The sequence below is a fragment of the Virgibacillus sp. 7505 genome (assembly GCF_002272135.1).
Classification (GTDB): domain Bacteria; phylum Bacillota; class Bacilli; order Bacillales; family Amphibacillaceae; genus Terribacillus.
Map to the genome: position 1 here is coordinate 98,351 of NZ_NPBF01000004.1, position 14,443 is coordinate 112,793.

Below are 14,443 nucleotides of genomic sequence, written 5' to 3' on the forward strand. Positions count from 1 at the left end.
GCAGCCTCCCTTCCGTAAGGAATACGTGCAGCATTCCGAAATTTATAGAAACGTTAGTTTACGACGAATGTCTTCTTGAATGCTTCGATCGCTTTGTTAAGCTGATCAGAATCAGCTGGGTTGCCAGTCTCACGGATGCCTTTAAGCAAGTCCGCTTGATTCGCAGCAAACCATGTGTGGAATTCATTCTCGAAACGAACAATCTGCTCAACCGGAATATCATCCAAGTAGCCATTTACTAGCGCATAGATAATTGTTACTTGCTTCTCAACGGAAAGCGGCTGATGCAGGCCTTGCTTCAGAACTTCTACAGTACGTGCTCCGCGGTTTAGACGGGACTGCGTCGCCGCATCCAAATCAGAACCGAACTGTGCGAAAGATTCAAGCTCACGGAATGCAGCCAAATCAAGACGCAATGTTCCGGCAACCTTCTTCATCGCTTTGATCTGTGCTGATCCACCTACACGGGATACAGATAGACCTGGGTTGATCGCTGGTCGTACACCTGAGAAGAACAAATCGGACTGCAAGAAGATCTGTCCATCCGTGATGGAGATAACGTTTGTCGGGATATAAGCGGAAATATCACCAGCTTGTGTTTCTACGAACGGCAATGCAGTGATGGAACCGCCGCCTTTTGCGTCACTTAGCTTCGCTGCACGCTCCAATAGACGGGAGTGCAAGTAGAAAACATCCCCTGGGAATGCTTCACGGCCTGGAGGACGTTTAAGAAGCAAGGAAAGCTCACGGTATGCTGCTGCTTGTTTGGAAAGATCATCGTATACGATCAAGACGTGCTTGCCGTTGTACATGAACTCTTCACCCATAGCTACACCTGCATATGGTGCTAGGTAAAGCAATGGTGCAGGATCAGAAGCACCTGCTGCTACTACGATTGTGTAATCAAGTGCACCGTGTTTACGAAGTGTTTCTACTGTACCGCGTACAGTGGATTCCTTCTGGCCGATTGCAACGTAGATACAGATCATATCTTGATCATGCTGGTTAAGAATTGCATCAATAGCTACAGATGTTTTACCAGTCTGACGGTCACCGATGATCAGCTCACGCTGACCGCGGCCTACAGGTACTAGTGCATCGATTGCTTTGATACCAGTCTGAAGCGGCTCATGAACGGATTTACGATCCATTACGCCTGGTGCTGGAGATTCGATTGGACGAGTGCTGCTAGCTTCGATTGGACCTTTACCATCGATCGGCTGCCCTAGTGGGTTAACAACACGTCCGATAAGCTCTTTTCCAACAGGTACTTGCATGATACGTCCTGTACGACGAACTTCGTCTCCTTCGCGGATGCCTTTGTATTCACCAAGAATAACGACACCGACATTTGATTCTTCCAAGTTCTGTGCAAGTCCCATGACACCGTTAGAGAACTCGATCAATTCTCCGGACATTACATTGTCCAAGCCATGGACACGCGCGATACCGTCACCAACTTGAATAACAGTACCAACATCACTTACTTCTATTTCAGCGTCATAACTTTCGATTTGCTGTTTGATCAACGCGCTGATTTCTTCAGCTTTCATGCTCATGCGGTCTCACCTCTATCCTTATTTGCTCACATTTACTAAATTTCGTTCGATACGAGTCAGCTTGGTTTTAATCGAGCTGTCGTAGATTGTATTGCCGATCCGTACTTTCAAACCGCCTAGCAGTGTCGGATCAATCTTGTTATCGATGGAAACAGCTTGTTTGCCGAGCTTTTTCGCAAATGTCTCTGCCACTGACTGACGTTCCGCTTCGGAAAGCTCACGGACAGAATAAACTGTCGCCTGTGCAGTTCCTTGCTTTTCGTCATACAACGTTTGGAAAGCATCCGCCACTTGAGGGATACTGCTGATACGTCCAGCATCCAAAAGCAGTTTCAACGTATTGCGAACTTCGATGCTTCCTGCAGCGAAGCTGGTTTCGATCAATGCTTTCTTTTTGTCCAAGCCAATCTTAGGCTCTGAGAGGAACCGGAGGAAAGCAGCATCGTTTTGTGCCACTTGCTTCGCTGTGTGCAATTCCGCTCGCACGGTTTCCACGATATCGCGGTTCTCTGCTACTTCGAACAGCGCTTCTGCGTATCGTTTTACAATGGTCACATCACGCATAGCTTATCGCTCCAATTCTTTCACATAGTCACTAATAAGCTTGTCCTGATCGTCGGAAGAAATTTCTTTCTCGATGATTTTGCTTGCAATCTGTACGGAAAGGGATGCCACTTGTGCTTGCAATGCTTGCATTGCTTTTTCCTTTTCGTTGGCGATATCTTCGACCGCTGCGTCTTTCAGGCGTTCAGCTTCACGGCGCGCTGTAGCAATGATCTGCTCTTCCTGCTGCTGGCCCGCTTTTCTTGCTTCTTCTATGATAGATTGTGCTTCTGCACGTGTTTGTTTCAATTCCTCTGCTGCAGTTTTAGCTGCTGCTTCGGCTTCCTTGCGGCTAGCTTCTGCCGTATCAATCTCATTTGAGATATATTCCTGGCGGTCCTGCATGACTTTCAATAAAGGCTTCCATGCGAACTTCTTAAGAAGCGCCAGCAGGATGATGAAGCTGATAAGTTGAATCAACATGCTACCGATAGGTAATCCACCTACTGCAGCACCAATCGTAAGTGTTTGCAACTGTGCCACTCCTTTCGAGCTAAACTATCTTTTTCCCGATTTATCCGGGGCCTTACAAAAAGAATGGCGAATATTCAAGATATAGAATTTCGCCATTCATTCAAATTATAGAGTACTTGCGATAGGTGAATTACATTACCATGAACGCGATAACTAGGGCGAAGATAGGAATAACCTCTACTAGTGCGACACCGATGTACATTGTAGTTTGAAGTCTTCCAGCAAGCTCAGGCTGTCTTGCGATCCCTTCTACTGTGCGGCTAACGATCAGACCGTTACCAATACCTGCGCCTAGTGCGGCTAAACCAATTGCAATTGCAGCTGCTAATGAACTCATGTTTAAATTTCCTCCTTGTATTTAAAAACTGATTAATGTGCTTTTGAAACTTTGTGCGACATATAAACCATTGTCAGCACCAGGAATATATAAGACTGGATTGTCCCGATGAAAAGACTGAAGCCCTGCCATGCGATCATCGGCACGAATGCCAATACTGTCGTAAATGGCGGGTTAACGCCAGCCAGAGACTCCCCAATCAAGGATAACAATACTTCCCCTGCGAAAATGTTACCGAAAAGACGCAATCCGAGTGTCAGTGTATTCGCTGCTTCCTCGATTAAGTTCAATGGAAGCAAGAACGGCACCGGACGAATGTAGCCCTTGAGGTATTCTTTTCCGCCAAGAATCTTGACACCATAGAAGTTGGTGAGCAAGATGACCATCACTGATAATGTTAGTGTGGTTGCTGCATCGGATGTCGGTGATTTCCACCAAAGATTATGGTCTTGACCCACGACAACCATGATGATGACACCAAGCATGTTACTCACAAAGATGTACATGAAGAGCGTCAGACCGAGCGGCAGGAATTGTTTGCCTGTTTTCCAGTCCATTGCGTCGCCAATCACTTTCTTTACGAAGTCAACTAGCATCTCCATCACGTTCTGGAAAGCACGAGGTCTGCGCTGCAGATTCCTGCTGCCCATTACACAAAGGATAAAGACGATAACAGAGGAGATGATGGTCATCAGAGATGTCGACAAGTTGAAGTCGAGCCATTCGATACCGAATGCATTATTCCACATTGGTGATCCGTGATTCAATTAATTTCACCTCTTTCATTACTAGTCTTTTAAACTCGTGAAGAAACTATCTATAAAGATAATGATGTAGCCAGCAGCTAAACCAATAACTACTGCAATAAGATGGAAATAAGCGTCAAAACGAAGTGCGAGCATCACAGCCAACACAGACGCTGCCATGCGGGAAAAGGTGCCTAAGGCTGGTATTCTGCCATGTGTAGCGACAGATTCAGTGAACTGTCTGATCTTCCGTTGAAGAAGCCACACGGAGAAGAAGCTGGCGGAGGCCCCAAGAAACAAGCCGAGGAAAATGCGCTGGTACGGAGTGAAACCCGCTCCAAGCATCAAAAGTGCCAGTAAATATAGCATCCATTTGAGTTGTCGTGCATGGATCATCTTATTGACTTGCTGCATCTTCATTACTCCCATGCGTGTAAGACGTACATTTACTGCTTATACTTATGTATGGAAAGCGGTAAATACGAAAAGATGGATCAACCTGCAAACCACATATAAGACATATAATTGCTTGTCCACCATTGTTCTTTCTTGCGCCGGTGTTTTACATGATCTGTAGGGACGCTGCGCGCAAACCACGCCTCACTTATGATACAAGTGCCCACCACACGCAATGTATAGAATACAATAGGCCTATTCGTGGTGTCAATACAAGATTGTGAAATAAATTACAAAGTTAATAATTTCCTTCCACAACAACATTGGATACGCTTCCACGAAAGCAATTAAGCAAAGGACTATCCGTCATCAAACGCATAGGCCTCCGCTTACTATTATATAGGATAATCAGCTGTTCATATATGACAATTCTGTGACATATAATTCACTTACTTGTACTATTTCACGAGCATCCGGTCTGACAAATAAAGCGGCAGTTCCGTGGTCACATACTTTCCATCATTAAGACGGAGCTGAATCAAAGCCAGATAGACTCCGGGTTTTCCGGCTTCCCTCTTACTCAGTCTCCCCTCCAGCAGCCCTGCATCCACTTGTTTTTTGGTCAGCAGCTTTCTGTTATAAATAAGTGTATCTGGGTCATACAAGTCTATTCGTAGTTCAGCCGCTCCTTCAGGCAAATAGATTTGATAGTGGTAGGCACCTCTTCTGTCAAGCGGTTTCCATTCCATTTCGAGCCCCATTGCCTTCGGGTAATCTGCGTTTTTTAAGAGGAATAAGTAAGGGATCTGCACTTCCTGTTTCCCAAATCGGGCCGATACATATCCTTGGTGGACACCTGCTTCCTGTATATCAGGATTGACAGAGATACTTATTTTTAATCGTTTCGTTTCATGAGGCGCTAGATTGACTGCCAATGGCACCTTCCAGCGTATACCACTCACTGCTTTAGGCTGATCGAATTGCAGATGCTGCTGGACGTCGCTTACATTATGGACAGTAAGTACGTATTCTGCTTCTTGCTTTGTATCGATCTTTCCGAATCGAATCAGAGGATTTTCAATGATGACTGGCGTAGAGATTGCTTTGGATGGCTGCATTTTCCCCATGCCTTGTTCAATCGGGGCATAGGGCTGCCCATCTGGCTTCAGGAGCTGCTGTGCCGTTGTAAGCAGCGCACCTATTTGCTGCTCATCAGTCCATTCTGGATGCGCTTCTTTAACGAGTGCCAGGGCCCCTGCCACATATGGCGCAGCCATACTCGTACCCTGTAGAGCTTGATACCCGGATTGGGGGACTGTACTCCATACAGGAGCGCCAGGTGCAGCTATTTCCGGCTTGATGGCCCAGTTCCTTGTAACAGGTCCTCTCGAACTGAATGCAGCCATTCTATTCTGGAGCTCTATTTGCTTCGCCGACAGCTGTGCAGTCTGCGCATTTTTTAGAAGCCATAATCCATCCCGCTTTGTGACGGCTGCCACAGGGATTGAAACTGGCTTTTTGCCATCCTGGATGGATGCTTCCAAAGGACCGCTCCCATCGTTATAAATGAGGACTGCTGCAGCATTCGCTTGCTCCGCAGCTCTAGCTTTTTCTGCAAATGGTATTTTTCCTCTTTTGAAGACGACAATTTTTCCTGTCGCATCCGGAAGCTGCCTTTCTCCCGTACCGCCATCCATTATCGGCAAGGAACGACGCTGCTTCCACTCAACAGCTCCTTGAAGCGGCAGAATCGGAATCAGTTTCTTATAAAAACGCTCGTATAGGACAGCTGTTTTCTGCGGTGTGGTAACAGCACCGACAGATAATGCTTTCGTGGCAGTTGCAGGGGAACCGACTGTCCAATTAGCAGGGCCTTCATTCCCATTTGCTGTTACGACGATCACGCCCAGCTCCACTGCTTTATTCACAGCCAGGCTGGTTGGCCAATCCGGTCCGTTCACAGAGCTACCCAACGACAAATTGATGATATCCATCTTATCTTCGACCGCTTTTTCAATAGCCGCAATCACCTGGACTGATGTTCCTGTACCACCTGGTCCCAGTGCCCGATAGCTATAGATGTCAGCATCCGGGGCAATACCTTTCATTTTTCCATTTGCTCCGATGATACCAGCAACATGCGTCCCATGAATTGTCGCTTCTCCTTCTTCCGGTTTTGTCTCCATCGGATCGTCATCCCAGTCGACAACATCAAAGCCGCCTTTGTAATTCTTTTTCAAATCAGGATGGGTGTAATCAATACCAGTATCGATGACTCCGACTTTGACCCCTTTCCCGGTGACACCCGCTGCACTAGTCCCGAGGAACTCCTGTGTCACAAATGGAACTTCCGCTTTTCTTGTTTCTGCTTTATAGGTATGCACCTGATGGATATTCAGCAGGTGACTGTGCTGGGACAATTCATTCAGCTGCGCGTCCGTCGCGCGCAGTGCCAATCCTTGGAACAAGGTGTCGAATTCTTCCACGACTTCAATAAAAGGATAATGCATCTCTAAATACTCCCGATAGGCAGATACGTCTCCGTCCAATTCAATGATTACCGTACTCTGCTCTGCTGCTTGAACCGGCTGAAAACCGAAGATGATACATACACATATGAACAGTAAACTAAATCGCTTCACAGCCTCTCCCCCCTCGTGCCATTAGGATGCACGTGTGAAGATTCCCTATGCAAAAAACCAGCTGCCCTATTTGGGATCAGCTGGTTGGAAAGGTATAGGCGGCTGCGATTGTAAGCCGAAATAATATTGAAGATAATCGGCAATACGAATCGAAGCTCGTCCATCTCCATAAGGATTGGACGCTTGTGACATTTCTTCATGTGCTTGACCATCACGAAGAAGCTTGTCTGCCATATTGAAAATGGTCTTTTCATCTGTACCGGCAAGTTTTAATGTACCTGCCTCGATACCTTCGGGCCGTTCTGTCGTATCACGAAGTACAAGCACAGGAACTCCAAGCGACGGCGCTTCTTCCTGGACACCACCGGAATCTGTGAGAATCAAGTAAGCCTGGGAAGCAAAGTTATGGAAATCAATCAGCCCTAGCGGCTCGATCAGTTGAATTCGATCATGGTTCCCGAGGATTCGATTCGCTATGTCACGCACTGCTGGATTCAAGTGCACCGGATAGACAATCAATGTGTCCGGATGAGCATCAGCAATCCTTCTGATCGCAGTGAACATATGCTCCATATTCTCACCAAGATTTTCCCGGCGGTGGGCTGTGACAAGCACTAAACGTTTGCCAGCAGCTTGTTCCAGGATAGGATGCTGATAATTCGGGTCGACAGTAGTCTGTAAGGCGTCGATTGCTGTATTGCCTGTAACAGCAATAGCTTCCACGCTCTTATTTTCATTAAGCAGATTTTGCCGTGCTTGAGCTGTCGGAGAGAAATGAAGATCTGCTATCACACCAGTCAGCTGCCGATTAAGCTCTTCCGGAAACGGTGAATACTTGTTCCAAGTACGCAACCCCGCTTCCACATGCCCCACAGGGATCTGATTATAGTATGCTGCCAGTGAAGCTGCAAAACTAGTTGTCGTGTCCCCATGTACAAGCACGATATCCGGCTTTATCTCTTGGTATAGCTCGTCCAGCCCCTCCATCACTTTTGTAGTGATATGTGCCAGGCTTTGCCGTGCTTTCATGATATTCAAGTCATAATCAGGAGTGATGTCAAATATGGTTAGTACTTGATCGAGCATTTCCCGCTGCTGTGCAGTCACCGCGACAATCGTGTCAAACTGCTCTGACCGCTTTTTCAATTCAAGAACAAGCGGTGCCATCTTGACTGCTTCAGGACGTGTCCCGAAGACAAGCATGACTCTTTTTTTACTTGGTGCCATATAAACGATCCCCAGCATCGCCAAGACCTGGTACGATATAGCCGTGATCATCAAGTTTTTCATCCATTGCAGCCAGGTAAATATCTACATCCGGATGTTCTTTCTTGATCACTTCCACACCTTCAGGAGCAGCGATTAAGCACATTAGACGAATCTGTTTCGCACCGCGCTTTTTCAAGGAGTGGATCGCATCATTAGCAGATCCGCCCGTTGCAAGCATCGGATCGATGACAATCAATTCACGTTCTTCAATATCAGATGGGAGTTTGATATAGTACTCCACTGGCTGCATTGTTTCCGGATCTCGGTACATACCAATATGTCCCACACGCGCAGCAGGGATCAGGCGCAGGATTCCTTCCGTCATACCAAGACCCGCACGCAAGATCGGTACAAGTCCGATTTTCTTCCCAGCAAGTACCTTCGTTTTCGCTTCTACGACAGGTGTTTGAATCGTTGTCTCTTCCATTGGCAGATCACGTGTGATCTCAAACGCCATAAGCGCAGCAACCTCATCCACCAACTCACGGAACTCCTTCGTACCTGTATTCTTATCACGTATGTACGTAAGCTTATGCTGAATTAACGGATGATCCAAAACAAAAACATTACCCATTTCCGAACACTCCCTCTAAAAATATTCAAATCTTTAATAGTATACAGAAAGAAAAAAAGGAACGCAATGAAAATACGAAAAGCGAAAGAAACCGCTTAGAAACGAAGAAGCAAGTGAGAAAGCCCGGAGAGGGGTGACCTTCCTCTCGCAGGGATTTATTGCTTGCGCCGCAGTTTCTGGTTTCTGTAGCTAGACAGCTCCCGAAAAGTGAATTACAGATCACTTGAAACTGGGATAAAACCCTGATTGTGTACTTTCTAATATGCACAAAAAGGTACCAAGAGACATGCATAGCCGCTCCGGCAGAATATTCCGCTTTCCTGCAGGCGGCAACAAGATTCAAACAAAAAGACAGCCGCCCATGCGACTGTCTTTCTTCTTTTACTTATACAGCGGGAAACGATCAGCCAATGCTTTGACGCGGCCTTTCACTTCCTCCAGCTTCGCTGCATCATCATGATGCTTCAATGTTGTAGCGATGATAGCAGCAAGCTCGTCCATTTCCGCAAGCTTGAAGCCGCGAGTAGTGACTGCTGCTGTACCGATCCGTACACCACTTGTGATGAATGGACCTTCTTTATCAAATGGAATCGTGTTTTTGTTCGTTGTTACACCGACCTCATCCAATGCAAGCTCCGCGTCTTTACCTGTAAGACCTAGTTTGCTTACATCAAGAAGAAGCAGGTGGTTGTCTGTACCGCCAGATACAAGACGGACGCCTTCTTTTGTAAGGCCTTCGGCAAGACGCTGTGCGTTATCAACAATCTGCTGCGCATAAGCTTTGAAATCATTATCCAGGATTTCTTTGAAGCTCACTGCTTTCGCTGCGATCACATGCATCAATGGTCCGCCTTGCATTGCTGGGAAGACAGCTTTATCAATCTGCTTAGCGTACTTCTCTTTTGTCAAGATCATACCACCACGAGGTCCGCGCAATGTTTTATGGGTTGTTGTTGTCACAACATCTGCATAAGGAACTGGCGATTGATGTACGCCTGTTGCTACAAGACCAGCAATATGCGCCATATCAACCATAAGATAAGCACCGACTTCATCAGCAATTTCGCGGAATTTCGCAAAATCGATTTCACGCGGATAAGCACTTGCTCCAGCTACGATCAGCTTTGGCTTTACTTCTAGTGCTTTTTCACGTACGACGTCGTAGTCAAGCTGCTCTGTTTCCTGATCCACACCATATTCCGTGAAGTTATACAGCTTACCGCTGAAGTTCACTGGACTGCCGTGGGTCAAATGGCCACCGTGACTGAGGTTCATCCCAAGAACCGTATCGCCTGGCTCCAAAAATGCGAAATAAACAGCCATGTTTGCCTGTGCACCGGAGTGCGGCTGTACATTGGCATGCTCTGCACCGAAGATTTCCTTTGCTCGGTTAATTGCGAGATTCTCTGCTACATCAACATATTCACAACCGCCATAATATCTGCGGCCTGGATAGCCTTCCGCATATTTGTTTGTGAGTACGGAGCCTTGCGCTTCCATGACAGCCTGTGATACGAAGTTCTCAGAAGCAATCAGCTCGATCTTGTCGTGCTGGCGCCCTCTTTCGTCTTCTATAGCTTGGAATAGTTCTGGATCATTCGCTTGAATATGTTTCATCGAAACATGCCTCCTCGTGTATTGTTGATGTATGTCGTGGCCGGTGTTTTATTCAGGGTACACAGCTCTCACGCCGCCGATCAGTTTAGGTCTTGTGTAAGCTGTATTGATCCGGGCACCGCCGATGTAACGCTGTTTGAGACGGAATGGCACTGCAACAGGCTTCAGATGCATCCCGATCATCGTTTCCCCGATATCAATTCCGGCATTTGCCCGGATATCTTCGACCAACACAGGATTCTCAAACTGCTCATAAGCGCAAGCAGCCATCGAACCACCGGCTCTTGCAACAGGTTTCGCGGAAACTTCGGTTAAACCGTATTGCCGACTGATATGCTTCTCTACTACAATAGCACGATTTAGGTGTTCACAGCACTGAAATACGAGATTTATGCCAGTTTCTTTTTTCAGCCATTCCAGCTGCTGGTAAAGCAGTTCCGCAATTTCCATATTTCCTGCACTGCCGATTCGCTCACCAGCTACTTCGCTTGTCGAACATCCGATCAAGAATAAATCTCCCTGATGCAAATGGCCACAGGAAGCAAGCTCCCTTACAACAGTTTTAATATGATCTGCAATTGCTTTCATGTATACCCTCGCTCTTTACTTGTTTTCGTACTCTGAAATTTTGTTGACGCGGTTTTGGTGACGACCAGCTGTAAATTCAGTTCCAAGCCACGTTTGAACGATTTCGCGTGCCAGTCCTGGCCCGATTACACGTTCACCCATTGCCAGCATGTTGCTGTCATTATGCTCACGCGTTGCTTTTGCGCTGAATACATCGTGCACGAGTGCTGCACGGATGCCTGGTACTTTGTTCGCCGAAATACTCATACCAATACCAGTACCGCAAATCAGGATACCGCGATCGAATTCGCCGTTTGCTACTCTTTCTGCAGCTGGAATTCCGTAATCCGGATAATCAACGGAGCCCTCACAATCACAGCCTGTATCTACAAATTCAATATTCAACTCAGTTAAAAGATCTGCAATTTCCTTACGAAGATTTACTCCACCGTGGTCTGATGTTAGAATCACTTTCATTTTCTTCATCCTTCCTTCCGAATTCCGCGTGATGCACGGATGATTGTTGTGTAAAATGGAATTGTTTCATTTGTTCTCTGAGCCTGCCAGCTTGTTCCTCGAGTGATGCCGATAATTGCTCCAGGTTATGCATGACAGATGCTTGCTCCTGAACAGAAGCACTTACTTCCTGCGCTCCGGCTGACGCCTGCTCAGCAAGTGTCGCCACACCTTTGGACTGATCTGTAACCGATGCAATTTCTTCTCGTTGCTGCAAGGTCAGCTTGCCGATTTCCTCAATCGACGTAACAACGTGTGTAATGGCTGCCGTCATTTCCTCCATGACGACACTGCTTTCGGAGCCTTTTTCTGCCTCAGTCCGTGCCAGTGCCAATTGCTCGTCAATTTCTGTAACAACTTGTCCAATGTTCTGCTGGATCTCTTTAATATTAACAGAAATGTCCTGTGCTGCCTGTCTGCTTTCATCCGCCAGCTTCCGAACCTCTTCAGCTACTACTGCGAATCCCCGTCCCTGTTCGCCGGCACGCGCCGCCTCGATGGAAGCATTAAGTGCAAGCAGATTTGTCTGTTCTGCTATATCACTGACAAAACGGATGATCTCTTCGATTTTTGAAGCGTTCTTTTCGAGCTGCTTTACATTGCCGATTGAATGCTCCTGTTTTTCTGCGATCATTTGAATTCCCTGTACCAAATCCATTACAACTGTCTGGGAACTGTGCAATTTTCCAACCATCCCATTGGATAGTTCCTGTGACTGATCCGCTTTAATCCGGACATCCTCTGACAAGGCTGTTGCGTTGTCGAGTGATTGCACAATGCTGCCGACCGCACCTGATGTAGATCGGGCTCCTTCAGCCATTGTCTGCATAATTCCATCAATCTCAATGACTTTTTCAGATGCAGTCATTGTTTCAGACTGGATCTGTCTGGCGTACTGATCATTCGCTTTTGCATTTGCATCAATGTCTGAAATCATTGACTTCAGGTTATGAAGCATTTTCTGAAAAGCGCGTGTCAAAGCACCAATCTCATCATTCGAAGGAACAACCTCCCATTCTTCCTCCAGGCTGCCATCAGCAGCTTTTGTTGCAACCTTTTCCAAATCCTTCAACGGCTTCGTGATAAAGCGGGCTGCAGAAAAGGCTAGGATCCCGGTCCATAAAACACCGAGAAATAGTGTGAGAAGAACCAGTACCGGACCGGCAACATTCCAATATTGCTGTACAAGGGGATGCACAATATAAATGAATAATGCACTCACACTATAGGTGACCAATGCGAGAACTGTGGCGAAAATCGCCAGTTTGAGACGCAGACTGAAGCTTTTCATGACATAATCCACCATCCATGCTGATATTTTGGTATGAGAGTCTTTTTACCTACTTCTCATTGTGAATCTTTTCTGCCAATTTATCAACATAGAATTCCAATTCCTTCAGCGTCGTGCGGTACACTTCAACAGAACGACCGAAAGGATCCATGATATCAGCTGCAGGCATACTTGCTTCAAGCTCCTGAATATGTGCGATCTCGTGCTGGTGGGCGCGCATGAATTCCCTTTGGAATGCAGCAGGGTCTCCAGAAAAACTGCTTGCGAACCGGACACGTTTTGTTTCCAGATCAGCATACGCTTCCTGCAATGATTTCCAAGCAGCTGCCGCCTCCTGAGATGCGTATTCCGGCAAGGTATACAGTTTTCCAGCCGCATGAGGATACTGTTCCAGCAATAATTGTTTATGCTGTTCTGTCATCGTCAGGATCAAATCGGCCCAATCCACACGCTCTCTCGTCACAGGCTTGGATTGGTGACTAAACAGTACTCCAGCCTCCTCCATGACTGTTACCGCCTGATGAGAGGGCGGTGACCCGTCATGTGCGAATATACCAGCGGACTGTACCTCCACCTGCGGCAGCCGTTTGCGCACAAGTGCTTCTGCCATCGGGCTTCTGCACGTATTGCCAGTACAAACAATCAATAGTTTCATCCAAATATCTCCTTGCTTCTAGAATTGTTCTACTAGTAGTATACAACAGGTGAGGCATTCTTACATCGTCATGGACATCTGCCCGAATCCGGTAATATTTATCACATAGAAAAGGAACGTCACACTGGACGTTCCCTTTTTGCTTATATTCTTCCTGTCGCTGCCTTTTCGAGCCTATTCATGATAGCTGCACCGACTCCATGCTTCTCGAAGCTTTCACAAAGGATGACAGTTACATCTGATTTCTTGAAATGCCTGAGCGCATCGTACAGATGCTCTGCTACTGTGGAGAGATCGCTTCGTGTGCCGCAGATTTGAATCCGCTCACCCTGCAGCATTTGCGCAAGCTCCTCTGTTGCAATAATGCCGACCTTCTCCCCTGCTTCAGTAAGCTTGTCCGCGTGCAGCTTCATCTCTTTGTCCACTAAATATAGCGGAGCTTCTGGTGCATAATGGGTGTATTTCATACCTGGTGCTTTTGGTTTCTCTTTCTCTCCGCCAGCAAGTCCGGGATCCACCATCACTGTTCCGATGACCTCTTGGATTGCTTCAGCTGTCACACCGCCTGGCCGCAATATGACTGGCACTGCTTCCGTACAGTCAACCACCGTGGACTCCAGGCCGATTCCAGTCGGACCACCGTCCATGATCCCGGCAATTCGTCCATCCAGATCATGGACTACGTGTTCAGCTTTCGTCGGGCTGGGTCTGCCTGATATATTCGCACTCGGTGCTGCAATCGGTAACGCTACTTCCTGCAAAAGACGTAAGCCAACCGGATGACTCGGTATCCGGATACCAATTGAATCTAGTCCAGCACTGACATTCGGTGCAACTGTCCCTTTGCTCTTCAAAATAAGCGTAATCGGCCCAGGGCTGAATGCCTCTAGAAGTTTATAAGCAACATCAGGGATATCTTCAACAAGGTCTTTCAGCTGCTCTTTGTCCGCCACGTGGACGATGAGCGGATTATCAGACGGACGGCCTTTTGCTTCGAATATTTTCCGGACGGCTCGTTCATTTGTTGCATCAGCGCCAAGACCATAAACTGTCTCGGTCGGAAAAGCAACAGCTTCCCCTTTTTTAAGAAGAGCTGCTGCCTCCTCCATCGCTATTTTATCGAAGGACTGCTGTAGCACAGTCCAATGCTTCGTTTCCATCATGGATCAGATGCTCCTTTTGCTAATATCACTAAGA

At 47.0% G+C, this 14,443-nt stretch carries 15 protein-coding genes; all 15 read right to left on the minus strand.

From position 1 onward, the window contains the following. Positions 1-53 precede the first annotated feature (53 nt). A complete protein-coding gene (atpA, locus tag CHH91_RS00455; RefSeq protein WP_095220934.1) occupies positions 54-1,559 on the minus strand; it encodes a F0F1 ATP synthase subunit alpha in 1,506 nt (501 codons plus the stop codon). An 18-nt stretch (positions 1,560-1,577) separates the two neighbouring features. After that, positions 1,578-2,123, minus strand: coding sequence for a F0F1 ATP synthase subunit delta (locus CHH91_RS00460; RefSeq protein ID WP_095220935.1), 546 nt, complete (start codon positions 2,121-2,123; stop codon positions 1,578-1,580). A 3-nt stretch (positions 2,124-2,126) separates the two neighbouring features. Next, positions 2,127-2,636: a F0F1 ATP synthase subunit B gene (atpF, locus tag CHH91_RS00465; RefSeq protein ID WP_374074647.1), complete on the minus strand. Its 510-nt coding sequence runs from the start codon at positions 2,634-2,636 to the stop codon at positions 2,127-2,129. A 130-nt stretch (positions 2,637-2,766) separates the two neighbouring features. Then, on the minus strand, positions 2,767-2,973 hold the full coding sequence (atpE, locus tag CHH91_RS00470) for a F0F1 ATP synthase subunit C (RefSeq protein ID WP_077307123.1): 207 nt from the start codon (positions 2,971-2,973) through the stop codon (positions 2,767-2,769). A gap of 32 nt (positions 2,974-3,005) precedes the next feature. Beyond that, positions 3,006-3,740, minus strand: coding sequence for a F0F1 ATP synthase subunit A (gene atpB / locus CHH91_RS00475; RefSeq protein WP_095220936.1), 735 nt, complete (start codon positions 3,738-3,740; stop codon positions 3,006-3,008). A 21-nt stretch (positions 3,741-3,761) separates the two neighbouring features. Beyond that, complete coding sequence (locus tag CHH91_RS00480; RefSeq protein ID WP_095220937.1) at positions 3,762-4,133, minus strand: ATP synthase subunit I; 372 nt, start codon at positions 4,131-4,133, stop codon at positions 3,762-3,764. A gap of 440 nt (positions 4,134-4,573) precedes the next feature. Further along, positions 4,574-6,757: a S8 family serine peptidase gene (locus CHH91_RS00485; RefSeq protein ID WP_095220938.1), complete on the minus strand. Its 2,184-nt coding sequence runs from the start codon at positions 6,755-6,757 to the stop codon at positions 4,574-4,576. A 66-nt stretch (positions 6,758-6,823) separates the two neighbouring features. Continuing rightward, a complete protein-coding gene (gene wecB / locus CHH91_RS00490; RefSeq protein WP_095220939.1) occupies positions 6,824-7,984 on the minus strand; it encodes a non-hydrolyzing UDP-N-acetylglucosamine 2-epimerase in 1,161 nt (386 codons plus the stop codon). Next, entirely contained in the window at positions 7,971-8,600 is a 630-nt protein-coding gene (gene upp, locus CHH91_RS00495) for a uracil phosphoribosyltransferase (RefSeq protein WP_038564063.1), read from the minus strand. The genes wecB and upp overlap by 14 nt, the downstream gene beginning before the upstream one ends. Positions 8,601-8,981: 381 nt before the next feature. Further along, the gene (locus CHH91_RS00500) at positions 8,982-10,217 is read right to left on the minus strand and encodes a serine hydroxymethyltransferase (protein ID WP_095220940.1); all 1,236 of its coding nucleotides are present in this window, start codon (positions 10,215-10,217) and stop codon (positions 8,982-8,984) included. A gap of 48 nt (positions 10,218-10,265) precedes the next feature. After that, complete coding sequence (locus CHH91_RS00505; protein ID WP_095220941.1) at positions 10,266-10,805, minus strand: TIGR01440 family protein; 540 nt, start codon at positions 10,803-10,805, stop codon at positions 10,266-10,268. Between the two features lie 15 nt (positions 10,806-10,820). After that, a complete protein-coding gene (gene rpiB / locus CHH91_RS00510) occupies positions 10,821-11,261 on the minus strand; it encodes a ribose 5-phosphate isomerase B (RefSeq protein ID WP_095220942.1) in 441 nt (146 codons plus the stop codon). Further along, the gene (locus CHH91_RS00515; protein ID WP_176465609.1) at positions 11,215-12,591 is read right to left on the minus strand and encodes a methyl-accepting chemotaxis protein; all 1,377 of its coding nucleotides are present in this window, start codon (positions 12,589-12,591) and stop codon (positions 11,215-11,217) included. Before CHH91_RS00515 ends, rpiB begins: the two co-directional genes overlap by 47 nt. A gap of 49 nt (positions 12,592-12,640) precedes the next feature. Beyond that, complete coding sequence (locus CHH91_RS00520; RefSeq protein WP_095220944.1) at positions 12,641-13,246, minus strand: low molecular weight protein arginine phosphatase; 606 nt, start codon at positions 13,244-13,246, stop codon at positions 12,641-12,643. Positions 13,247-13,389: 143 nt separating this feature from the next. Further along, positions 13,390-14,406, minus strand: a complete 1,017-nt coding sequence (locus CHH91_RS00525; RefSeq protein WP_095221239.1) for an L-threonylcarbamoyladenylate synthase — start codon at positions 14,404-14,406, stop codon at positions 13,390-13,392. Positions 14,407-14,443: the final 37 nt, after the last annotated feature.

Coding starts and splice junctions, on each gene's coding strand:
- atpA (WP_095220934.1), bottom strand. CDS start 1,559: ATGAGCATGAAAGCTGAAGAAATCAGCGCGTTGATCAAACAGCAAATC.
- CHH91_RS00460 (WP_095220935.1), bottom strand. CDS start 2,123: ATGCGTGATGTGACCATTGTAAAACGATACGCAGAAGCGCTGTTCGAA.
- atpE (WP_077307123.1), bottom strand. CDS start 2,973: ATGAGTTCATTAGCAGCTGCAATTGCAATTGGTTTAGCCGCACTAGGC.
- CHH91_RS00480 (WP_095220937.1), bottom strand. CDS start 4,133: ATGCAGCAAGTCAATAAGATGATCCATGCACGACAACTCAAATGGATG.
- wecB (WP_095220939.1), bottom strand. CDS start 7,984: ATGGCACCAAGTAAAAAAAGAGTCATGCTTGTCTTCGGGACACGTCCT.
- upp (WP_038564063.1), bottom strand. CDS start 8,600: ATGGGTAATGTTTTTGTTTTGGATCATCCGTTAATTCAGCATAAGCTT.
- CHH91_RS00500 (WP_095220940.1), bottom strand. CDS start 10,217: ATGAAACATATTCAAGCGAATGATCCAGAACTATTCCAAGCTATAGAA.
- CHH91_RS00505 (WP_095220941.1), bottom strand. CDS start 10,805: ATGAAAGCAATTGCAGATCATATTAAAACTGTTGTAAGGGAGCTTGCT.
- rpiB (WP_095220942.1), bottom strand. CDS start 11,261: ATGAAAGTGATTCTAACATCAGACCACGGTGGAGTAAATCTTCGTAAG.
- CHH91_RS00515 (WP_176465609.1), bottom strand. CDS start 12,591: ATGAAAAGCTTCAGTCTGCGTCTCAAACTGGCGATTTTCGCCACAGTT.
- CHH91_RS00520 (WP_095220944.1), bottom strand. CDS start 13,246: ATGAAACTATTGATTGTTTGTACTGGCAATACGTGCAGAAGCCCGATG.
- CHH91_RS00525 (WP_095221239.1), bottom strand. CDS start 14,406: ATGGAAACGAAGCATTGGACTGTGCTACAGCAGTCCTTCGATAAAATA.